General features: G+C 64.4%; 20 protein-coding genes. 6 read left to right on the top strand and 14 right to left on the bottom strand.

Annotated elements, in window-relative coordinates; translation table 11 throughout:
* Window positions 1-31 precede the first annotated feature (31 nt).
* The 3 genes from JMJ54_RS04665 to JMJ54_RS04655 form a co-directional block, all read right to left on the bottom strand.
* Entirely contained in the window at window positions 32-1,315 is a 1,284-nt protein-coding gene (locus JMJ54_RS04665; RefSeq protein ID WP_203536761.1) for an ATP-binding protein, read from the bottom strand.
* A 1-nt stretch (window position 1,316) separates the two neighbouring features.
* A complete protein-coding gene (locus tag JMJ54_RS04660; RefSeq protein ID WP_275411039.1) occupies window positions 1,317-2,009 on the bottom strand; it encodes a response regulator in 693 nt (230 codons plus the stop codon).
* Window positions 2,010-2,290: 281 nt separating this feature from the next.
* On the bottom strand, window positions 2,291-3,025 hold the full coding sequence (locus JMJ54_RS04655; RefSeq protein WP_203536759.1) for a pseudouridine synthase: 735 nt from the start codon (window positions 3,023-3,025) through the stop codon (window positions 2,291-2,293).
* A 345-nt stretch (window positions 3,026-3,370) separates the two neighbouring features.
* Here JMJ54_RS04655 and JMJ54_RS04650 point away from each other — a divergent pair, with 345 nt between their 5' ends.
* The 5 genes from JMJ54_RS04650 to JMJ54_RS04630 are packed head-to-tail and all read left to right on the top strand — an operon-like array spanning window position 3,371 to window position 7,793.
* Window positions 3,371-4,570 (top strand): nucleotidyl transferase family protein, encoded by a 1,200-nt coding sequence (locus JMJ54_RS04650; RefSeq protein ID WP_203536758.1) that lies wholly within the window; start codon window positions 3,371-3,373, stop codon window positions 4,568-4,570.
* A gap of 29 nt (window positions 4,571-4,599) precedes the next feature.
* Window positions 4,600-5,238, top strand: coding sequence for a GNAT family N-acetyltransferase (locus JMJ54_RS04645; protein ID WP_203536757.1), 639 nt, complete (start codon window positions 4,600-4,602; stop codon window positions 5,236-5,238).
* Window positions 5,235-6,443: a M20/M25/M40 family metallo-hydrolase gene (locus JMJ54_RS04640; RefSeq protein ID WP_203536756.1), complete on the top strand. Its 1,209-nt coding sequence runs from the start codon at window positions 5,235-5,237 to the stop codon at window positions 6,441-6,443. Before JMJ54_RS04645 ends, JMJ54_RS04640 begins: the two co-directional genes overlap by 4 nt.
* Complete coding sequence (locus JMJ54_RS04635) at window positions 6,440-6,982, top strand: isochorismatase family protein (RefSeq protein ID WP_203536755.1); 543 nt, start codon at window positions 6,440-6,442, stop codon at window positions 6,980-6,982. The genes JMJ54_RS04640 and JMJ54_RS04635 overlap by 4 nt, the downstream gene beginning before the upstream one ends.
* 31 nt (window positions 6,983-7,013) lie before the next feature.
* Window positions 7,014-7,793, top strand: a complete 780-nt coding sequence (locus tag JMJ54_RS04630) for a DUF6671 family protein (protein WP_203536754.1) — start codon at window positions 7,014-7,016, stop codon at window positions 7,791-7,793.
* Between the two features lie 12 nt (window positions 7,794-7,805).
* Here JMJ54_RS04630 and JMJ54_RS04625 read toward each other — a convergent pair whose 3' ends face one another.
* The 10 genes from JMJ54_RS04625 to JMJ54_RS04580 all read right to left on the bottom strand — a co-directional run bounded on the left by JMJ54_RS04625 (window position 7,806) and on the right by JMJ54_RS04580 (window position 19,842).
* Window positions 7,806-8,720, bottom strand: a complete 915-nt coding sequence (locus JMJ54_RS04625; RefSeq protein WP_203536753.1) for a LysR substrate-binding domain-containing protein — start codon at window positions 8,718-8,720, stop codon at window positions 7,806-7,808.
* The gene (locus tag JMJ54_RS04620; RefSeq protein ID WP_203536752.1) at window positions 8,677-8,949 is read right to left on the bottom strand and encodes a hypothetical protein; all 273 of its coding nucleotides are present in this window, start codon (window positions 8,947-8,949) and stop codon (window positions 8,677-8,679) included. The genes JMJ54_RS04625 and JMJ54_RS04620 overlap by 44 nt, the downstream gene beginning before the upstream one ends.
* 174 nt (window positions 8,950-9,123) lie before the next feature.
* Window positions 9,124-10,029 carry a DMT family transporter gene (locus tag JMJ54_RS04615; protein ID WP_203536751.1) on the bottom strand — a complete coding sequence of 302 codons (906 nt, stop codon included), beginning with the start codon at window positions 10,027-10,029 and terminating at the stop codon, window positions 9,124-9,126.
* A 40-nt stretch (window positions 10,030-10,069) separates the two neighbouring features.
* The gene (locus JMJ54_RS04610; protein WP_229797367.1) at window positions 10,070-10,789 is read right to left on the bottom strand and encodes an ABC transporter ATP-binding protein; all 720 of its coding nucleotides are present in this window, start codon (window positions 10,787-10,789) and stop codon (window positions 10,070-10,072) included.
* Window positions 10,786-11,604: an ABC transporter ATP-binding protein gene (locus JMJ54_RS04605; RefSeq protein WP_203536750.1), complete on the bottom strand. Its 819-nt coding sequence runs from the start codon at window positions 11,602-11,604 to the stop codon at window positions 10,786-10,788. The genes JMJ54_RS04610 and JMJ54_RS04605 overlap by 4 nt, the downstream gene beginning before the upstream one ends.
* Window positions 11,601-12,887: a high-affinity branched-chain amino acid ABC transporter permease LivM gene (gene livM, locus JMJ54_RS04600; RefSeq protein WP_203536749.1), complete on the bottom strand. Its 1,287-nt coding sequence runs from the start codon at window positions 12,885-12,887 to the stop codon at window positions 11,601-11,603. The genes JMJ54_RS04605 and livM overlap by 4 nt, the downstream gene beginning before the upstream one ends.
* Complete coding sequence (locus JMJ54_RS04595) at window positions 12,887-13,804, bottom strand: ABC transporter permease subunit (protein ID WP_238999853.1); 918 nt, start codon at window positions 13,802-13,804, stop codon at window positions 12,887-12,889. The genes livM and JMJ54_RS04595 overlap by 1 nt, the downstream gene beginning before the upstream one ends.
* Before the next feature lie 196 nt (window positions 13,805-14,000).
* Window positions 14,001-15,095: a branched-chain amino acid ABC transporter substrate-binding protein gene (locus JMJ54_RS04590; RefSeq protein ID WP_203536748.1), complete on the bottom strand. Its 1,095-nt coding sequence runs from the start codon at window positions 15,093-15,095 to the stop codon at window positions 14,001-14,003.
* Between the two features lie 279 nt (window positions 15,096-15,374).
* Window positions 15,375-19,274 carry a trifunctional transcriptional regulator/proline dehydrogenase/L-glutamate gamma-semialdehyde dehydrogenase gene (gene putA, locus JMJ54_RS04585; protein WP_203536747.1) on the bottom strand — a complete coding sequence of 1,300 codons (3,900 nt, stop codon included), beginning with the start codon at window positions 19,272-19,274 and terminating at the stop codon, window positions 15,375-15,377.
* 199 nt (window positions 19,275-19,473) lie between these two features.
* Window positions 19,474-19,842: a hypothetical protein gene (locus JMJ54_RS04580; protein ID WP_203536746.1), complete on the bottom strand. Its 369-nt coding sequence runs from the start codon at window positions 19,840-19,842 to the stop codon at window positions 19,474-19,476.
* A 78-nt stretch (window positions 19,843-19,920) separates the two neighbouring features.
* Here JMJ54_RS04580 and JMJ54_RS04575 point away from each other — a divergent pair, with 78 nt between their 5' ends.
* On the top strand, window positions 19,921-21,309 hold the full coding sequence (locus JMJ54_RS04575; protein WP_203536745.1) for a serine hydrolase domain-containing protein: 1,389 nt from the start codon (window positions 19,921-19,923) through the stop codon (window positions 21,307-21,309).
* A gap of 106 nt (window positions 21,310-21,415) precedes the next feature.
* Here JMJ54_RS04575 and kdpC read toward each other — a convergent pair whose 3' ends face one another.
* Window positions 21,416-21,997: a potassium-transporting ATPase subunit KdpC gene (kdpC, locus tag JMJ54_RS04570; protein WP_203536744.1), complete on the bottom strand. Its 582-nt coding sequence runs from the start codon at window positions 21,995-21,997 to the stop codon at window positions 21,416-21,418.
* Between the last annotated feature and the right edge of the window lie 8 nt (window positions 21,998-22,005).

Below are 22,005 nucleotides of genomic sequence, written 5' to 3'. Positions count from 1 at the left end.
CTGCCGGGCGCCGCCTCATGCGGCGCCCGTTTCACCAGTGCAGTACGAAGCGTGCTCCGCCGAGCGGTGAGTCCTCGATGCGGACTTCACCCTGATGCGACTTGACGATCTGCTGGACGATGGCCAGCCCGAGGCCGAAACCGCCGGTGGCGCGGTTGCGGCTTTCGTCCAGCCGGACGAACGGATCGAAAACGCGGCGCCGCTCACCCTCGGGAATGCCGCAGCCGTCGTCGTCGATCGAGAGCGTGTACCGCGAACCGGTCTGAACCAGACTGACCTCGACGCGAGACCGGGCATGATGGACGCCGTTGCGGACCACATTGATCAGTGCGCGAGCCATCTGCCGGGCGTCGAGGGTGACGGTGTCCGGGACTCCGGCGCTGACCGAGCAGCGGACACCACGGGCTTCGGCTTCGAGTGCGACCATGGCGACGACACTGTCGAGCCAGTCGTCGGCGCGAACGGCCTCCTGGGCAAAGGCGCTGCCGGCATGCTCGAGCCGGGCAAAGCTCAGCAATTCGGATGTCAGCGTTTCCAGCTCCGTCAGATCCTGACGCATATTGCCGATCAGCGCGCGCCACTGCGCCGGATCGTCGAGCTTGCGCGCGGCATCCAGCTCGAACGACAGCCGCGCCATCGGGGTGCGCAACTCGTGTGACACCGCATTGGTCAGGTCGCGACGGCTGGCGACCAGTGATTCGATCTGTGTCGCCATGATGTCGAACTGTGTGGTCAGGTCACGGATCGACGAACGTTTCGACGCCCCGGCCCGCGCGCCGAGGTCGCCGTCGCCGAACCGCTTTGCCGCGGCCTTGAGCTGCTGCAGGTCGCGCCAGTGCGGCCGGAACCACAGGTAGAGGCAGAAGGCGAACGTCAGCGCCAGCAGCAGATAGGAGCCGGTCTGGATCGTCAGGATCAGCGTGCGCGGCGGCGGCTTGACGTGGATTTCCAGCAGCGTCTTGCTGCGCGGCCAGTCGATGGGCACGAAGAATAGCTCGAACTCGTCGCGGCCGAAGAACTTGCCGCTGTCGAGCAGCGCACGCTCGTCGGCTTCGATCGTCATCCGCGCGCCGTCGACCAGCCGCAGGCCAAGTCCGTAGTTCGGCTGCCACTTGCGGATCTGTGCCTGCTGCTCTGCCAGCGGTTTGCCGCGCAGTTCGTCGGCCAGATAGCCGAACGAGCCGCGCCCCATCTCGTAGTTCAGCTCCTGCTGGTAGGGGCGGGTGATGTAGTCGAGGCCGTACTCGAGCGCGGTGATCGCGATGGCGAAGCCGATGAGCTGGATCAGGTAGACGCGGATGAACAGACGCAGCATGTCAGTTCTCCCACTCGTCGCGGCTGAACAGGTAACCCTTGCCCCAGACGGTCTTGATCCGCCGCGGTTCGCGCGGATCGTCGCCGAGCTTCTTGCGCAGCTTGCTGACGCCGACGTCGACACTGCGGTCGATGCCGTCGTAGTCGACGCCGCGCAACGCGGTGAGGATCGCATCGCGCGACAAGACCTTGCCGGCGCTCGTCGCCAGCAGCCACAGCAGTTCGAATTCGGCGGTGCCGGTATCGACTTCCTCGCCATCCAGTGTCACCGAGCGCGTGCCGCTGTCGATCGTCAGTGCACCGAACTGCAGCCTGTCCGGCGAGCCGGACGGCGCGTTCTGACGGCGCATCAGCGCACGGATGCGCGCCAGCAGTACGCGCGGTTCGACCGGCTTGATCACGTAGTCGTCGGCACCGGCTTCAAGGCCGAGGATCTGGTCGATATCTTCCTCGCGCGCCGTCAGCATCAGTACCGGCAGGTTCGACCATTCGCGCAGGTCGCGGCAGATCTGCAGGCCATCCTTGCCCGGCAGCATCATGTCGAGCACGACCACGTCGGGCTTCACGCGCTTGACCGCCGCCACCGCGGTGTCACCGCGGTGCTCGGTATTGACCAGATAGCCGTGCTGCTCGAGAAAATCGGCAATCAGTCTGGAAAGGCGGAGATCATCCTCGATGATCATGATTTTGTTCATGGGCCAAGGCATTCCGTCTGGCTGCGCGCGGGCCCGTGCGTGTATGCGGGCACGGCGCGCGTCTTGATCGGGGAGGGAGTGGGTCAGCATCATGCGACGTACGGTATGTTGACCGTATCGTGGATGCCATTTGTATATATTTTGTGCGGGAGCGGAAGCCGGGCCTCATGCCGTGTCGGCGACCGCTGCCGCGTGGCGGGCTGCGGCACTTGCCTGCCCGGCATGAAAAAAGCCCACTTCGACAGTGGGCTTTTTCGAACGGGGTGCGATCGGACGCGTGATCAGAAGCGCTCGTCCTGGCGCAGAAAGCGCCACTGGCCTTCCGGCAGGTCCTTGAGGCCCACGCGGCCGATGCGCAGCCGCTTGATGCCGACCACGCGCAGGCCGACGGCCTCGCACAGTTCCTGAATCTGCTTCTTGTGCGACTCGCGCAGCACGAAGCGCAGCTGGTTCTCGCTTTGCTGGCTGACCTTGGCGGCCTTCCAGGTGACGCCGTCGATGGTGTAGGTCCGGTTCAGCAGCGACACCATTTCCTCGGTGATCGTCCCGACGACACGCACCTGATATTCCTTCTCGTAGTCGAGATCGTCGGCCAGCAGTGATTTGGCAACACGGCCGTCCTGCGTCAGCACCATCAGTCCCGACGCGGCAAGATCGAGCCAGCCGGCGGCGGACAGGTGGCTGAAATGACGCTTGAGCGGATGAATGCCCGAGCGGTCGCCGGCGAAGTGCGTTTCCGGCTTGACCAGTTGCCATGCCGGGCGAATCCCAGGTTCGCCCTGGCCGGCCAGAAAGCCGGCCGGCTTGTGCAGCAGGATCGTGACGCGTTCGGCCTGAACCGCGGCGGCACGGCGCTGCAGCTCGATTTTCTGGTGCGGCAGCACGCGGCTGCCGAGGACGTCGACCACCTGGCCGTCGACGCGGACCCAGCCCTGTTCGATGAATTCGTCGGCTTCGCGGCGCGAGCACAGACCGAGTTCGGTCATGCGTTTGGAAAGGCGGATGGGGTCGGTCATGGCAGTACGTCTTCAGCAGGCAATCCACCATTGTACGCGCCCTGACGGTGGCGCGACCCGGAGATGTTCAGGGCGTCCTTGTCACCGGCTCCTCCGGATCGCGCTGCATTCCAGCGGCGCATGCAAGCTGTGCCAAAAAATCATTTGTCCGCGTATTGGCTAATCACCACAATCACTTCCGTCAATACCGGTTGGCGCCGATTGGCGACCGGCCGGGTTGCTTTGATATGAATGACTGAAATCGCATACGGGTCAGCGCATGCCAGACCATGGTTCGTATTTCTTTTGTATTCAATCCGGTTTCGGTGTGAATTTTCTGGATAAAACATCAAGAAGGGGTGAGCAATGGAACGCCGGTTGTATATGCTAAGTCCTTCGGTTCAATTGGGTTTGACCATTGGTGCATTGATGTATGTGAGTTATGGTGCTGCACATCATGCCTTCGATAATATTGCACTGATTGCGCTGTGCGCCTTTGTCGGATTCTTTATTCCGTACTACTCGAAACTGAGCAATAAAATCGAGGAGATCATCAATCTGCATACGGCCCGAATCAGCCTGGGCCGGCTGGGGCGTTTCATTCCCCAGCTTGCGTTCAATATCGGCATCTTCCTGGTGCTGACGGTCGGTGGCGTTTTCCCTTCCCGGCAAATCGATACATTGGGCGGCGTGCTGGGGGTTGCGCTGATTACGACGTGCGCATCGCAAGGCATGCAGTATGTGGCGCTGGCCTTGTCGAATCGCGAAATCGGTGACCGCAACCGCAATGTGCTGATTGCACTGTCGATCAATATCGTCGTGACCGCGCTGGCGACGATCGGGCTGGGCTGGTCGAAAACGGCCTTCCTGCTGCTGGGGCTGACGTTCGGCTCGCTGTTCTTCGCCATCGGTCTGGCGTCGGATCTGCGCGCGGTGTTTTTCAGGCCCGGCGGTATCGGCGTGTTCTTCGGCACTTTCAATCCCATTCACAAAACGCATCTGGCGCTGATTCGCCAGGCCATCGAATCGCGCGGGCTGGAGAAAGTCTATATCCACAGCACGACGGTACCGAAATTGCATGCGCAGGCATTGCAGCGGGGAGAAATCAGGATTGCGCGTCATGAACGGGGGATGCGCATCTATGAAAAAACGGCACGCGCCGATGTGCATGTCAATTATTTTCCGACCGGATCGCGTTTTTACGAATACGACACCCGCCTTGCAATGATGCGTGCGGCCGTGGCGGAAGCCGGGTTGAGCGGCAAGGTCGAAGTGCTGTCATTGCCCGACGAATATGCACGGGGGGGCTTTTACGCCGTGCTGAAACATATCCGGAAAGTGGCGCATCACCGGGCCGTTCACGGCATTCATGGCAGCGATCTCGGCGGCATGTGGGTGCGCAGCATTTACGACGAATCCGGCTGGGTCTATCCCTATCCGGTCGTCCGCCGCGACAAGGTGTCGGCTACCGCAATTCGCAATGGCGAAATCGGCCTGACGACGCCGACGGTGCAGGAAATGATTGTCGCGCTCAGCGCTCCGCGCGAGCTGGAAAACCAGTGCTGACCCGCGTCAATTCATAGGATGGCGAATTCATGATGACGATTCATCAATTGCATAAACCGGGCGCAGCGGCTGCGCTGCCCGATCACGCTGATCTGACGATCAAGATCGTCGAGAACGAGGACGAGCGCTTCAAGGCAATGCTGGTGCGGGCCATCGTTTACATGCACGAGCAGCTTTGCCCGTACAGCGAGGAGTTCGACCTCAACGACCATGCCGCGACGCAGATCGTCGGCCTGACCGCGACCGGTGAACCGGTGCTGACGGCCCGCCTTCGTTACTTCAACGGTTTCGCCAAGATCGAACGGCTGGCGATCCGCAAGGAATACCGTGGGCTTGGCTACGCGCACCGCCTGCTGTCGTTCCTGCTAGACCTCGGCCGGACCAAGGGCTTCTCGCACTTCTATCTGCATGCACAGGCAAGGCTGCGGGGGTTCTACGAGGGCTACGGTTTTCGCCCGGTCGGCAGCGCCTTTTCGTTCTCCGATCACGACTACATCGAGATGGAACTGAGCGAACAGCCGCAACTGGTGTCGCCGTCGATGCACATCGGCAGTACGCCGATGGTGCTGAACCGGCCGGAAAACAGTACCCAGTTGCTGGGTCCGCTCGAACACGGCGCGTTCAGAAGTGCAAAACGGATCGCAGCGACGGAAAGGAGCAGGGGATGAAGCGGCTGGTTTCAAGCGGTGTGCTGGGCCTTGCACTTTGCGGTAGCGCGACTGCGGCCACGCCGGTGATCGATCCGGGGTATGTGCAGCTGTTGCAGCGGATTGTCGAGATCAATACCGAGACCCGCAATGTCGCTGGGCTGGCGCAGGCGCGCGATGTGCTCGTGCCGGCTTTCGAGGTGCTCGGCCTGAGCGCGACACGCCAGCCGCTGGCCGACACGGGGCGCGAGGTACTGCGTTTCGACACCGCTGACGGCGCTCCGAGGGTGCTGCTGGTCGGCCATCTGGATACGGTATTCCCGAAGAGCGGCGGTTTTCAGCATTTCGTCGACGACGGCGAGCGGCTGGCGGGGCCGGGTGTCATCGACATGAAGGGCGGGCTGGTACTGATGCTGAACGTGCTGGCGCAGCTCAAGGCGGCCGGCCGGCTGCAGCATGTGCGTGTGGTGATCAACGACGACGAGGAAATCGGCTCGCCGCATTCCAAGAAAACGCTGCAGGCGCTCGCCAAGGACATTCCGTACGGACTGGTGTTCGAGCCCGGGCTGGAGGATGGCGCGGTTGTCAGCAGCCAGTCGGGCGTGCGCTGGATCAAGCTGACCTCGACCGGCAAGGCTGCCCATGCCGGGCTGGAACCCGAGAACGGCATCGATGCCTGCCTCGACCTCGCGAGGAAGATCGCCCGGATCAGCGCGCTGGCGCAGCCGGCGAAAGGCCTGACGCTGAACCCCGGCGTCATCGAAGGCGGCACCAAGCCCAATGTCGTGTGCGACAAGGCCAGCGTGACGTTTGACGTGCGCTTCCGGTCGATCGCCGACTGGGACCGTACCTATGCCGCGGTCGGTGCCATCGCCAAGCAGAGCGACGTTTACAACGACCGGCTTCAGCTCGGCACGCGCACCGAGATCGTCCAGCTCGCCGAGTTGCCGCCTTTGCCGGTCGAGCGTACCGCCGCGCTTGCCGCGCTTGCCGAAGCCAGTGCCCGCGCCGTCGGCCAGCCGTTCCGTGCGCAGGCCGTGGGTTATGGCAGCGACGGCAACAACCTGTCCGAGACCGGCATCCAGCTGCTGGTCGGCGTCGGCCCTTACGGCGGCGGGATGCATTCGGACAAGGAGCACATGCTGAAAACGGCCTATCGGGACCGTCTGGCCTTGCTGACCCACCTGCTTCAAAACCTCACCCACCCAGAAGGAGAAATGCCATGAAAGCGCTTGTCGTGATCGATATCCAGCGTGAATACATTGCCGAAGGCCGCAAGTTCCAGATCAGGTCGATCGGCCCGTCGCTGAAGAACGCCTACGACGTGCTGAGCTTTGCCCGCAGCGAAGGCTGGCCCATCGTGCACGTCCAGCACCTTCAGGACGGCGACCTGTTCGGCCGTGGCTCGGATACCGCCGATTTCATCGACGGATTCGTCCCCGAAGCGGGCGAGACGCTGGCGGTCAAGGGCAATTACTCGGCGTTTTCGTCGGCCGCCTTCGTCCAGTTCGTCGACGAGCACGCCGACCACGAATTCGTGGTTATCGGCTACGGCAGCACGATGTGTTGCCTTTCGACCATCGTCGACGGCTACCACCGCGGGAATCGCTTCGCCTTTGTCGAGGATGCCTGCGCGGCCCGCGCCTCCCGCGAGTTGTCGGAAGCCTCGATGCACGCGCATGCAACGGCGATTCTCGAGCCTTTTGCCCGCCTGACCTGCGCCGGCGTGGAAACGCTGCCGGAACAGCGGCCACTCGCGGCCTAGTGCTCACCACGCCTCATCAAACGGAATTCACATGGCTACCCCAAACAAAGAAAACGCGCCGCAGCACGGTACCACCGGCACGGCTCCGTTGCTGCTGAGCCGCGTTGCGGGGAACGCAAGCGCCCCCGAAATCCTGATCGCCACCATGCATGGCAAGGAAGCGGTGCTGGCGCCGGCGCTGGCGCTGCTCGGCTTTCAGGTCTTGCTGCCCGTCGACTACGATACCGACGCCCTGGGCACGTTTTCCGGTGACATCCGCCGCCCGGGGACTGCGTTCGAAGCGGCGCTGGAAAAGGCAAGGCGTGCTTGCGACGCAACCGGGGTGCCGCGTGCGGTGGCCAGCGAAGGCTCGTACCGTCCGAGCCAGTCGCTGTTTCCCGGTGCCCGCAATGTCGAGCTGCTGGCTTTCGTCGATCGCGAGTCCGGGGTCGAGTTCGTCGAGTACCTGACCGATGTGCCGACCCGCTTCGTCAAGGGGCGTGTTCCGGCCGATCCGGCTGCGCCGGAAACCCGGGCCTTGCTGGCCGAGATCGGCTGGCCGGCCATCCGGGCGATGGTCGTCCCCAATGATCCGGGCGAGGGCGTGGTGCTGCCCGAGCAGGTGTTCAAGGGCATCGATCACGAGGCCGCGCTGGCGGAGGCGTTCCGCGTCTGCGCGACGCATTCGGACGATGGCCTGGTGCATCTGGAAACCGATCTGCGCGCACACATGAATCCGACCCGGATGGCGTCGGTGGCGCTGGTCGGGACGCGGCTGATCGAACGGCTCCGGCAGGAGGGATACGCATCGGCGCACCCGCAGTTCGCCTGAGCGGGGGCCGGCTTATCGTGCCGGCGATCGCGCCATCGAGGTCCGCAGCCAGGAGACGAAATCCGTGGTCATCCGGTCGCGGCGCTCGCCCTGGCACAGGTAGAAGGACCGGGGGCTGGTGACGCGTTCGGCCAGTGGCGCGACCAGCACGCCTTCTTCGAGCAGGTGGTCGACCAGCGGCGAGCTGCCCAACGCCACGCCGTGCCCCCGGACCGCCGCCTGAATCGTCTGGTCAAGCTGGCTGAAACGGAAGCCGATGTCGCCGACCTGCAGGTCCGATCCGGCGTCACGAAACCAGCTCGACCATTGCAGCCACGGCCAGGCGTTCTGCGGATCGGCCAGATGCAGCAGGGTGTGGTGTCGCAGATCGTCGACGCAGTTCAGCTTCCGGCCGTTGCGCCGCAGCAGTGCCGGGCTGCAGACCGGGAAGATTTCCTCCCCGGACAGGAAAACGCTCGACTCGGCCGGGGTCTGCTCCGCGCTGCAGTAACGGATGGCGAGGTCGATTTCCGACTGCTTCAGGTTGATCATCCGGTTGTCCGCGTCGATGTGCAGCGCCACCTCGGGATACTGGGCGCTGAACCGGGGCAGCCGCGGAACCAGCCAGAGCGCGGAGAACGCCGTGGTCGTGGAAATCGCGATTTCCCGGTTGTGCGGCTTCTGCTTGAGGCCTTCGACCGTTTCGGACAGTTGCGCCAGCGCGTTGCTCACCACTTCGAACAGGACGTGCCCGTGTTCGGTCAGGACCAAGGCGCGGTGCTGGCGTTCGAACAGCGGCAGGCCCAGATGTTCTTCGAGCTTTCTGATCTGCCGGCTGACGGCGGACTGGGTCAGGAAGATTTCTTCGCCGGCCTTGGAGAAACTCAGCCGTCGCGCGGCGGCTTCAAAGCCGATCAGCAAGTCCAGCGGGGGGAGGGGACGGGCCATTCGACTTTCCTTTTGAAAAGCCTGCCGGATCATTCGCAGGTTTCATCGGCGCAGCGCAGGCAGCACGCAAGGTCGGCCGGTGGGCAGTGCGGTCACCGGCGTGCGTGTTGTGCTGCATGATGATCGGCCGGCGCCAAAGGGCGGCAACGATCAAAAATGCTATCACGTATGCAATTTTGAAGAAATTTTTGCGAATGAAATATTCAGGTAATTGCTGACGAAGATCCATTCATTGTTGAACGTAATTGCGTTGCAGATCTATGTACCGAAGGGGGCTACGACTTTGCTGCGGTGACGCATGCGTACCGTCGGCAGCGCGGCCGGCCAGACGTGCGCCGAGCGGGTGGAAAGCGGCGTGTAACGGATCCGCTTTCGCCGGCACGGCGGCCCCGGGCTGAGACCGCTAGTGCTGTTCCTGCGCGCTGGCCAGCACGATGGCGCCGAGCACGCACAGCAGTGCGATCGCGTGGGCCGGTGCCGGTTTTTCCTGCAGGAAGACGATCGCGTAGCCGACTGCGGCGACCGGCAGTGCGGCGGTGAAGACACCGGCCTGCTGCGCCGGGACGTGGCGGATGCCCTTCATCCACAACCAGAAAGACAGCACGCTGGCGGCGAGGCCGTACCAGAACACCAGTGCCCAGGTCGGTGCATCGACGCTGGCGAAATCGAAATGCCACCACGCCGAGAGGCCGAGCGGCAGCATCAGCCCGAGGCCGATCAGGTGCGTGTACGCGCAGATGTCGATCGCCGGCAGCGACTGCGTGAGGCGTCGGGACAGGATCACGTAGACCGATTCGCAGACGACCGCGCCGGCGATCATCGCGTTGCCCAGCAGCGACGATTCACCGGCATCGCCGGCCCGGTTCACGTTGATGATCACCATGCCGAGCACCGCCAGCGCAACGGCGATCAGCGCGCGCGGGCCGAGCTTTTCGCGCAACAGCAGCCACGACAGCACGATGACGACAGCCGGAATCGTGCTGGTGATCACGCCGGCGGCCAGCGCGCTGGTATGCGACACGCCGTACAGCATCAGCAGCGTGAACAGGAAGGTGCCGAACAGCGCCTGCAGGAACAGCCCCAGCCACTGCTTGCGCGTGACGGTGCGCATTTTTTCGAGACGGTAGCGCGGCAGCAGCACGCCAACGCCGATGACGAAGCGCAGCAATGCGAAGAGCGTCACCGGCAGCGCCATCACGATGGTCTTGCCGATGCCGACATTGGCACCGACGAGCGCCATCGATGCGATCAGGTACAGCGTGTAGCGGTTGAAGTTCATCGGGGCGGCGTGGAAGGAGGAATGAAACACGCCCGGGCAAGCCGGGCGTGGGGCGGGAACGAAGGGGCGGTCAGTGGCTGCCTTCGAGGTAGGCGGCGCGCACCTCGGCGCTGGCGAGCAGTTCCTCGCCGGTGCCGGTGAGGACGATTTCGCCGTGCTGCAGCACGTAGGCGCGGTGCGCGACCTTGAGCGCGTGGTGGGCATTCTGCTCGACCAGCAGGATGGTCATCTTGTCGCGGGTGTTCAGCTCCTTGATGATCTTGAACACCTGCTTGATGTACAGCGGCGCGAGCCCCAGCGACGGTTCGTCGAGCAGCAGCAGCTTGGGCCGGCCCATCAGCGCGCGAGCGATGGCCAGCATCTGCTGTTCGCCGCCCGACAGCGTGCCGGCACGTTGCTGCTGGCGCTTTTCGAGGATCGGGAACATCTCGAACATGCGCTTCAGGTCGGCATCGAAATTCGCCTTGTCGGCGAAGGTCGCGCCCATCTGCAGGTTTTCCATCACCGTCATGCGCTGGAAGATGCGCCGGCCTTCCGGCACCAGCGCAATGCCCTCGCGCGAGATCTTGTGCGTCTGCGTCCGGGTGATGTCGTCGCCCTGGAAGCGGATCTGCCCGCTCGACGCGGTCGGCTTGCCGAACAGCGTCATCATCAGCGTCGACTTGCCGGCGCCGTTGGCACCGATCAGCGTGACGATCTCGCCTTCGTTGACGACGAGGTCGACGCCGCGCAGTGCGTGGATCGCACCGTAGTAGGCGTGCACGCCCGAGTATTCAAGCATGGTGCTCATGCAGCCTCCTTGTCGTCGGCGTCTTCTTCGCCCAGGTACGCCTTGATGACGTTCGGATCGTTCTGGACCTGCTCCGGCGTGCCCTCGGCGATCTTGGTACCGAAGTTGAGCACGCAGATGTGGTCGGACACGCGCATCACGACGTTCATGTCATGCTCGATCAGGAGCACGCCCTTGCCGTGTTCGCGGCTCAGGTACAGCAGCAGTTCGTTCAGCTCGGCCGATTCGCGCGGGTTCAGGCCGGCGGCCGGTTCGTCGAGGCAGAGCAGCAGCGGGTCGACGCACAGCGCGCGGGCGATCTCGATCCGTCGTTGCGTGCCGTACGACAGGTTGCCGGCGGCGGTGTCGGCCAGCTCGATCAGCTTGAGCCGGGTCAGCCACATCTCGGCCTTTTCCAGCGCGGCTTCGCGTGCCTGCTTGAAGCCGGCGCGGCCGAACAGGCCGGCGAGCGAGAAGCGCGACGCGGTCTGCAGCGCGTTGTGCTGCGCAACGATCAGGTTTTCCAGCACCGACATGTTCGGGAACAGCCGGATGTTCTGGAAGGTCCGTACGACACCGGCCTTGCGGGCGACGTGGTACGACGGCATCTCGTTCAGCAGCAGCGGGCCGTGCACCGGGTGGTGCATCCGCACGCTGCCCTCGGTCGGCTTGTAGAAGCCGGTCAGGCAGTTGAAGAACGTCGTCTTGCCGGCGCCGTTCGGGCCGATGATCGACGTGATCTTGCCCTTCGGCACGGCAACCGACAGGTCGTCGATCGCGGTCAGGCCGCCGAAGCGCATCGTGAGGCGGTCTACCTCGAGCAGCATTTCGCTCATGCCTGCGCTCCTTTTTTCGCCAGTCGGTAAGTCGGTTCGCGATGGGCGATCAGGCCGCCCGGTCGCCACACCATGATCAGGATCATTGCCGCGCCGAACATCAGCATCCGGTATTCGGAGAAGTCGCGGCCCAGTTCCGGCAGCAGTACCAGCAGCACCGAGGCGATCACCACGCCGAGCTGGCTGCCCATGCCGCCGAGCACGACGATGGCGAGGATGGTGGCCGATTCGGAGAACACGAAGCTTTCCGGCGAGATGAAGCCCTGGCGCGCGGCGAAGAACACGCCGGCAAAACCGCCGAGCATGGCGCCGATCGCGAAGGCCGAGAGCTTGACGTTGGTGACGTTCATCCCGAGCGCCTTGCAGGCAACTTCGTCCTCGCGCACCGCTTCCCAGGCCAGACCGACCGGCAGCTTGCGCATGCGCGAAACGAACAGGTTGGTCAGCAGCGCCAGCACCAGGATCAGGTAGTAGAGGAACATCACCCGGTGTTCGGGCGAGTACTCGAGGTGGAAGAACGACGCGAAGGTCGGGCCGGCGTCGCTGTCCGGCGAGAACGGCAGGCCGAAGAAGGTCGGACGCGGGATCGAACCGATGCCGTTCGGGCCACCGGAGAAGTCGGTCCAGTTGACGAGGATCAGCCGGATGATTTCACCGAAGCCCAGCGTCACGATCGCCAGATAGTCGCCGCGCAGCCGCAGCGTCGGCCAGCCGAGGATGACGCCGAATGTTGCAGCCGCGGCACCGGCGACCGGGAGGGTTTCCCAGAAGCCCCAGCCGAAGTGGGTCGACAGCAGGCCGTAGGTGTAGGCACCGACGGCATAGAAGGCGACGTAGCCGAGGTCGAGCAGGCCGGCGAGGCCGACGACGACGTTCAGGCCCCAGCCCAGCATCACGTAGATCAGCACGGTGGTGGCGGTGTCGACAACGTAGCGGTTGCCGGAAAACGCGATCGGCAGCACGAGGGCAAAACCGACCACGCCATAGCCGATCCATTTGAGCCACGGCCGCGTTGCGCCGATTTCAGGGCGGGTACGGGCACGCTTGGCCTTGTTCAGCTTCACGTGATCGAGCACGAACTGCAGGACGAGGCGGCCGACGAACATCGTCGCGACGAAGGCCAGCAGCCACGGCCAGCGCGTCGCGATGGCGAGCGCGCCGCCGGCATCGACGGTCTTCAGGCCGATCATCGGCACGCCGAGCAGCAGGGACACCAGCGCGATGCCGGTGGCGTCCTTGAGCCGGCTGGCCACGTTCGGCAGGTTGTGAGCGTGTGTGGTCATCAGACTTTCTCCACTTCCGGACGACCCAGCAAGCCGCTGGGGCGGAACATCAGTACAAGGATCAGCAGCACGAAAGTGGCGACATCCTTGTATTCGGGCGACAGGTAGGCGCTCCAGAACGATTCGATCATGCCGATGATCAGACCGCCGAGCATGGCGCCGGGCAGTGAGCCGATGCCGCCGAGCACGGCGGCGGTGAAGGCCTTGATGCCGGCGACGAAGCCGATCGAGAAATCGACGACGCCGTAGTACACGGTGACCATTACCCCCGCGACGGCGGCGAGTGCGGCACCGATGACGAAGGTCATCGAGATGGTCCGGTCGACGTTGATGCCGAGCAGCGCCGTCATCGTGCGGTCCTGCTCGCAGGCGCGCTGCTGCCGGCCGAACGACGTTTTGGTGATCAGGTAGGTGAACACCACCAGCAGCACCGCGGTGACGGCGATGATCATGATCTGCGTATAGGCGAGGTGGACGGTGAAGCCGTTGCTGGTGAACAGCTCGAAGCCGCCGGGCAGCAGGGCATTGATCGGCTTGACACGGGCGCCCTGGGTCAGCTGGACCATGTTCTGCAGGAAGATCGACATCCCGATCGCCGAGATCAGCGGCGCCAGCCTCGAGGCATTGCGTAAAGGCCGATAGGCGATCCGTTCGACCGACCAGCCGTAGACCGAGGTGAACACGATCGCGACGACCAGGGTGATGAGCAGCGCGACCGGCACGGCCATGATGCCGAGCGAGCCGAGCAGGGTCAGCACGGTGACGGCGATGATCGCACTGATCATGTAGATGTCGCCGTGCGCGAAATTGATCATGCCGATGATGCCGTACACCATCGTGTAACCCAGCGCGATCAGGCCGTATACGGAGCCCAGCGTAAGGCCGTTGATCAGCTGTTGAATGAATTGTCCCATCATGACGACTTGCTCCGGAAGATGAGGTGGAGGGGCGGCGTTCCGGCCTGGACGGCGGGAAACGCGACCTCGAAGGAGTCGGGCTTGGTGCCCGGTCTCCCTGGGCTCCTGTGGTGCGTGCGGGCCGGCGGCCTGGGGGCGATGCCGACCGGCCCGGGTGCCGCGCCGGCAAGCCGGCGCGGACGGGTCAAGCCAAGACTTACTTGACCATCTCGTACTTGTTGCCCTTCCACTGGTAGACGACGAAACCCGGTGCCTTCAGGTTGCCCTTGGCATCGAACGACAGCTTGCCGACCACGGTGTTGAACGTGCCGCTGGACAGTGCCTTCTGCAGGTCACCGTACTTCACGCTCTTGGCCTGGGTTGCGGCTTGCTGGAACAGCTGCATGGCCGCGTAGGCGTAGAGTACGTAGCCATCCGGCTCGACCTTGGCGTTGCGGAACTGCTTCACGACTTCGGCGGCGGCCGGGTTGGCGCGTGCGTCCGGCGCGAAGGTGAACATCACGCTGTCGGCATTGCCGCCGGCGGCGGTGACCAGCTCGTTGTTGCTCATCGTGTCGCCGCCCATCACGGTCAGCTTCATGCCGGCCTGCTTGGCCTGGCGCAGGATCAGCGCGACTTCGGTGTGGTAGCCGCCGTAGGCCAGCACTTCAACGTTGGCTGCCTTCAGTTTCGAGACCAGACCCGAGTAGTCCTTTTCACCGGCGGTGATCGATTCGCGCAGCGTCGGCTTCAGGCCCTTGGCGGTCATGCCCTTGGCCATTTCGTCGGCCAGGCCCTTGCCGTAGGCGCTCTTGTCGTCGATCACGGCGACCTTCTTGCCGGCGAAGTGCGAGGCGATGTAGCCGCCGGCGATGCCGCCCTGCTGGTCGTCGCGACCCATGATGCGGAAGATGTTCTTCAGGCCGCGCTCGGTGACCTGCGGATTGGTCGACACCGTTGCCATCGGGATCTGCGCTTCGTTGTAGATGTCCGAAGCCGGGATGGTCGAGCTGGAACACCAGTGACCGTGCATGAAGACGATCTTCTTGTTGACCATGGCGTTGGCCACCGACACGGCCTGCTTCGGATCGCAGGCGTCGTCGCCGATTTCGAGCTTCAGCTTCTGGCCGAGGACACCGCCCTTGGCGTTGATGTCGGCAACGGCCATTTCCGCACCGCGCTTGATCTGCTCGCCGGCCGACGCGTAGGCGCCGGTCATCGGACCTGCGATTGCCACCGAGTAATCGGCGTGGGCCTGCGCGGTGAACAGGGCGCCGAGGCCCAGACCGGTCATGGCAATCAGTTGCTTCATGTTCGACTTCATCGTGCCTTCTCCTAGATGGACTGTAGTCCGTTGCTACAGGGGTAATGCCGTCAGCCTTCGGGGCTGGCGAAACAAACTCGTAAATGGCTTACGAACAAACCTTTCAACCAAACCTACACCAGGCGCTGATTCATCTGATGTAGGTGCTTTCCAGCATTCATGCCGGTTCCGCAGCCGCTGGGCGGGTTCCGGCGTTCCGAGCGGCCGGCAGGGCCTCTTGGAACGACCGGGCAAGCGTCCTGCCGGCGAGCCGTGTGCGAGGACGTGCTACGCGATCGTCATCAGGCTGGCGTTCCCTCCGGCAGCAGCGGTGTTCACGCTCACCGATTGCTCGGCGAACAGCCGCAGCAGGTCGTAGTCGTCACCGGCCTCGACTTCGGCGCTCGACAGGCCGAACACCGGCACGATCGGGCCATCGCGGCGGGCGATCCGGCGGCCGAGTTCCAGCAGCGCATCGCTGTCGCCTTCGAACAGCACTGCGCCGACCGGGGTGACCGTGTCGATCTCGTCGGCCGTCACGCGGCGTACCTGCGACGCCAGCGCTGCCGGCAGACTGCCGAGCAGCATGTTGGCCGCCGCGCTGTCGACGAAGCACGCCACATTGCCGCTGGCCAGTGCCGCAGCCAGCTGGGCCTGTGCGCCGGCCAGCGTCGAGGCCAGGCACAGCAGCGGACCGCGCGGCGTCAGGCGGTAGCGGTTGGTTTCACCGGTCGGCCCGGGCAGCATCAGCTCGGCGCCCAGCGGCGAGGTCGTCAGGTAACGGTTGCAACGGGCGACCGCATTGTCCGCACCTTGTGCGGCGAGTCCATCGCGGTAAGCCGCAACTGCGTCCAGTGCCTGTTTTGGTGCAGCAGGCAGCGCAGCCACCGGCCGAGCCCGGCGCGACAACAGGCGGGACAGGTAAAGCGGACCGCCGGCCTTCGGGCCGGTCCCCGACAGACCCTCGCCACCGAACGGTTGTACCCCGACGACGGCACCGACAACGTTGCGGTTTACATACAGGTTGCCGGCATGGATGCGGCTGGTGACGTGGGCAATGGTTTCGTCGATGCGGGTATGCACGCCGAAGGTCAGGCCGTAGCCGGTGGCGTTGATGTCGTCGATCAGCGCATCGAACGCATCGCGCTTGTAGCGCAGCACGTGCAGCACCGGGCCGAAGACTTCACGTTCGAGCGACGCCAGCGTGTCGATCTCGATCAGCGTCGGCGGCACGAAGGTGCCGTGGCGTGCGTCCGCCGGCAGCGGCAGCTGGCTGATTTCAAAGCCGGCGCCGCGCAGCTTGGCGATATGGCGCTCGATGTTCTGCTGCGCCTCGGCATCGATGACCGGGCCGACGTCGGTGGCAAGGCGGTCCGGATTGCCGATGCTCAGCTCGCGCATCGCGCCCTTGAGCATGGTCAGCACACGGTCGGCAACGTCGGCCTGCAGGCACAGCACGCGCAGGGCCGAGCAGCGCTGGCCGGCCGAATCGAAGGCCGAGTTCAGCACGTCGAACACCACCTGTTCGGGCAGCGCCGACGAATCGACGATCAGTGCGTTCTGGCCGCCGGTTTCGGCGATCAGCGGAATCGTCCTGCCTTGCGGGTCGAGCCGGTCGGCTAGCGTGCGCGAAATCAGCCGGGCGACTTCGGTCGAGCCGGTGAACAGCACGCCGCGGATGCGGGCATCGGCGACCAGCGTCGCGCCGACGGTTTCACCGCGGCCCGGCAACAGTTGCACCGCGCCGGTGGGTACGCCGGCCTCGCGAAGCAGGCGCACCGCTTCGAAGGCGATCAGTGGCGTCTGTTCGGCCGGCTTGGCGATCACCGGATTGCCGGCGGCCAGCGCCGCAGCAACCTGACCCATGAAGATCGCCAGCGGGAAGTTCCACGGGCTGATGGCCAGCACCGGTCCGAGCGGGCGGTGGCTGTCGTTGTCGAATTCGTGCTCGATCTGCGCCGCGTAGTAACGCAGGAAGTCGACCGCCTCGCGCACTTCGGCGACGGCGTTGGCCAGTGTCTTGCCCGCCTCGCGGACGATCAGGCCCAGCAGCGAGGGCATCTGCGCTTCGAGCAGGTCGGCCGTGCGGCGCAGGATGGCGGCGCGTTCGGAAACCGGCGTCGCGGCCCAGATCGGCGCAGCGGCGACGGCGTGCTGCAGCGCAGCCTCGACGTCGGCCAGACCGGCTTCGGTCACGCTGCCGACGACATCGCGGCGGTCGGCCGGGTTGCAGACGGCTTGCGCTTCGGCGGTGCTGACGGTGTCGTCGCCAAGCAGCGGCACGGCACGCCAGTGACCGCCGGCGAGCAGGGCTGCCGACAGCGATGCCAGCCGCTGTTCGTTGGCCAGATCCAGCCCGGCCGAATTGGCGCGTTCGAAGCCGAACAGCGCGCGCGGCAGCGGGATCTTGTCGTGCGGGGCACCGACCGGGCTGATCGCACCGGCAGCGCTGACCGGGTCGGTGATCAGGCTCTCGATCGCGATCTTTTCATCGGCGATCTGGTTGACGAAGGAGGTGTTGGCGCCGTTTTCCAGCAGCCGGCGCACAAGGTAGGCCAGCAGCGTTTCGTGCGTGCCGACCGGGGCGTACACCCGGCACGGCCGGTTCAGCTTGCCTTCACCGAGCGAGCCGGTGACTTCCTCGTACAGCGGTTCGCCCATGCCGTGCAGGCACTGGAATTCGTACTGGCCCGGGTAGTAGTTGGCGCCGGCCAGATGGTAGATCGTTGCCAGCGTCTGGGCGTTGTGGGTGGCGAACTGCGGGTAGATCGCGTCCGGCACGGCCAGCAGTTTTTTCGCGCAGGCGAGGTACGAGACGTCGGTGTAGATCTTGCGGGTGTAGACCGGATAGCCCTCGAGGCCGTCGAGCTGGGCGCGCTTGATTTCGCTGTCCCAGTACGCGCCCTTGACCAGCCGCACCATGATCCGGTGCCGGCTGCGGCGGGCCAGATCGATGATGAAATCGATCACGAAGGGGCAACGCTTCTGGTAGGCCTGCACCACGAAGCCGATGCCGTTCCAGCCGGCGAGGTCGGCGTCGAAGCACAGCGCTTCGAGCAGGTCGAGCGAGAGTTCGAGCCGGTCGGCTTCTTCGGCGTCGATGTTCAGGCCGATGTCGTAGCGGCGGGCCAGCAGTGCCAGCGCCTTCACGCGCGGCAGCAGCTCGCTCATCACGCGTTCCTGCTGGGCGCGGCTGTAGCGGGGGTGCAGCGCGGAAAGCTTGATCGAGATCCCCGGGCCTTCGTAAATGCCGCGGCCGTGGGCGGCCTTGCCGATGGCGTGGATCGATTGTTCGTACGACGCGTAGTAACGCTGCGCGTCTTCCTCGGTCGTCGCCGCTTCGCCGAGCATGTCGTACGAATAGCGGAAGCCCTTGGCCTCGAACTTGCGGCTGTTGGCCAGCGCGTCGGCAATCGTTTCACCGGTGACGAACTGCTCGCCCATCAGCCGCATCGCCATGTCGACGCCCTTGCGGATCAGCGGCTCGCCGCCTTGGCCGATCAGCCGGGTCAGCGCCTTCGAGAGACCGGCCTCGCTGCTGGTCGCGGTGAGCTTGCCGGTGAGCATCAGCCCCCAGGTCGCGGCGTTGACGAACAGCGATGGCGAGTTGCCGAGGTGCGAATGCCAGTCACCCTTGCTGATCTTGTCGCGGATCAGCGCATCGCGGGTGGCCTTGTCCGGAATGCGCAGCAGCGCCTCGGCCAGACACATCAGCGCGACGCCTTCCTGACTCGACAGCGAGAATTCGTGGATCAACCCCTCGACGCCGCCGCCCTTGCGCTTGCCGCGCAGTTTGGCCACGAGCTTGTGCGCCAGCGCCTGCACCTGTTCGCCCATCTGGGCGTTCGGCAGGCGGGCCTGCTCGATCAAGAGCGGTACGCACTCGGTCTCCGGTCGGCGCCATGCGGCGGTGATCGTTGCACGCAGCACCGATTGCGGCGCAATGCTCTGGGCGAATTCGAGGAAGGGGACCGACAGGGCATCGGTGGCCGGTTGCGCCTCGTCGATCTCGGCGGTGCTACCGTTGCCGAGCTCGGCCGGCCGCACGCCCTGATCCACACGCTCCAGATAGGCGTAGATCGCCTGCTTGATCAGCCAGTGCGGCGTGCGTTCCAGCGTTTGCGCGGCGTCGCGGATCCGTGTCCGCAATGCGTCGTCAACCTTGATCCCCAGCGTGGTATTGGCCATGTCCGTTGCTTACAAGTTGAATGTTCGGTCCATAGTACGATCTAGTTCGACCGGTACAACTACGGATAATCCCTAGGGGTTGCACCATTGCGCAGGCCATAAAAGTGATGCAATGCAAGGGGTTGGGCGCGGTGGTGCATTTCGGGTTGCACCCTTGCAAGGCTTTATTTGACTACATCACTACATCTTTTTGGTTGATTTACGCATCTTTTTTGTAAGAGTTGAAGATCGGTCCGTTGCCGTCCTTCGGGGCATCCCGGCCTCGAAAAATGCGTCCTTCAAGCGGCAGGCAGGCAGATGAACGGTTGGTTTTTTGCATCGGCATGCGGTCGATTCGCATTCGTACAACGATGCGGCGCGTGCCAATCGCCGCCCGTGATGGTGTGCGCAGCGGGAGGATCGATTCAGCGGCCCGGGAACGGCTGCATGCACAGCACAACCTTGGCATTGCCGCCATCGAACGCGGCCACGGCGCGCCGGGTATACTCGAATGTTTTCGTTTGCTGACTTGATGATGAATAAAATTGAAATTTTCCTTGCGGCCGCATGCTGTGCGGTGGCGCTGCATCCGGCTGGGGCCGCCGATTCAGGCTGGCCGCGGGCGCGGCCGGAGACGGTCGGCATTTCGCCGGCGAGCATCGGGAAAATGCTCGACTATCTGGCGATGGTGTCGCGCAACGGCGCAAGCCTTGATGGCCTCGTGATCGTGCGCGACGGCAAGCTGGTGTTCGAGCACTACACGCCGCCTTATCGCGGCGACATTCCCCACCAGCTCAATTCGGTGGCCAAATCGTTCGTCAGTACCCTGGTCGGTATCGCGCAGGGTGAAGGCAAGATCGGCCCGGTGACGACGCCGGTGCACGCCTTGCTGAAGGACTGCCGTGGCGCGTTGTGCGACAGCCCGGCCACGCTGAAAGACGTGCTGACGATGAGTTCGGGATTCGAATGGTACGAGGCAGGCTTCTCGGAGGAGGAAGACCCGAGCAAGGTCGTGCGGAGTGCCAACTGGCGGCACTATGTGCTCGACAAGCCGATGGCCGAAGCGCCGGGGCAGACCTTTGTCTACAACAGCGGTGGCTCGCATCTGTTGTCGCTGATGCTGCAGGACAGCCTCGGCGGTGAATCCGAAGCGGCGTTTGCGGATGACAGGTTGTTCAAACCGCTCGGCATCAGCGACTACCATTGGCCGGTTGATCCGCAAGGCGCGCTCATCGGTGGGCGCGGATTGACGCTGCGGCTCGACGATCTGGCCAGGTTCGGTCAGCTTTTCCTGCAAAACGGCCAGTGGCAGGGCAAGCAGATCGTGCCGGCGGCGTGGGTGCACGATGCAACCCAAGCGCAGATCAGGACCGTGCCGCCGTTCGGCTGGGTGCCGCAGTACGGCTACCAGTGGTGGGTCGACGGCTCGGGGCACAACTATTCGGCGCAAGGCTGGGGCGGACAGGTGCTGATCGTCGCTCCCAAACTGGGGATGGTCGTCGCCATGCTGACCAGCTCCGATGCCAACGGCAACGGTGCGTGGATGACGCCCGACATGCTGGAGCAGTTTTTTGCGCAGGAGCTCAAGCGGCAAGGGCCGATTCCGCTTGACGATGCTGCGTGGGGACGTTTGCAGCAAAGACTGGCGGCCATGGCGCCGAAGCCGGAAAAAACGGTCCTGCCCGCATGGTTCAAACGGCTCGACGGCAAAACGGCGCAGTTCTCCGGTCTGGGCTGGCAAAGCAAGCCGCAGTTCAGGCTCGATGCCGACGGCGTGCAAATCGTTGCCGACTACCGCAACCGGCAGCAGCAGGACCGCGCGACCTACAGTTACGGCCTTGGCCAGTGGCGCAACTTCGATCACCCGGTCTATGGGCCGTGTGTCGGCAAACTGACGGTCTCGGGCGACAAGGTTCAGTTGCGAGCCCGCTCGTTGCGTGAAGGGAAGGAGATTCTGACGAGCTACCGCATGCAGGATGCCAAACGCATCGAAAGCGTCAGCGAAAATGGCGGCAACGCGGTGAGCGAACGCGCGGTCGGCCTGATCGCCAACTGAGCCGACTGCGCCAGTCCGTCCCTTCAGCCCGCCTCGCGCGGGCTTTTTGCATTCAAAAAAACGCCCGCACGAGGCGGGCGTATCAAGGCGCACGGAGGGTGGTGCTTTACTTGCCGAGCGCGTCGAGTGCGAGGTTGAGCTTCAGCACGTTGACCCGTGCTTCACCGAGAAAGCCCCACTGCTTGCCGGTGGTGTTCGCGGCGACCAGCGCCTCGACCTGCGGGATCGACAGATTGCGAGCCTTGGCAACACGGCCGATCTGGTAGGCGGCGGCTTCCGGGCTGATGTCCGGGTCGAGGCCGCTGCCCGAGGTGGTGACGAGGTCGACCGGCACCGGCGCGGTGTTGCCCGGATCGGCGGCCTTCAGCGCGGCAACGCGGGCCTTGACCGCATCAAACAGTGCCGGATTGGTCGGGCCGAGGTTGCTGCCGCCCGAGCCGGCGCCGTTGTAAGGCATCGGTCCGGTGGCGGACGGACGGCCCCAGAAGTAGCGCGGCTCGGTGAAGTTCTGGCCGATCAGCCCGGAGCCGACGGCGCGGCCGTCCTTGCTGATGACGCTGCCGTTGGCCTGGTTCGGGAAGACGCCCTGGGCGATACCTGTGACGGCGGCGGGGTAGAGCACGCCGGTCAGTGCGGTCAGCAGCACGAAGATCGTCAGCGCCGGGCGGAGTTGGGAGGAAATGTTCATGGTGTTTC

Origin of the sequence: Jeongeupia naejangsanensis, assembly GCF_016865585.1 — a bacterium.
Lineage (GTDB): Bacteria > Pseudomonadota > Gammaproteobacteria > Burkholderiales > Chitinibacteraceae > Jeongeupia > Jeongeupia naejangsanensis.
The sequence above is the reverse complement of the archived record's forward strand: the minus strand, read 5'-3'. Positions and strand labels throughout refer to the sequence as shown.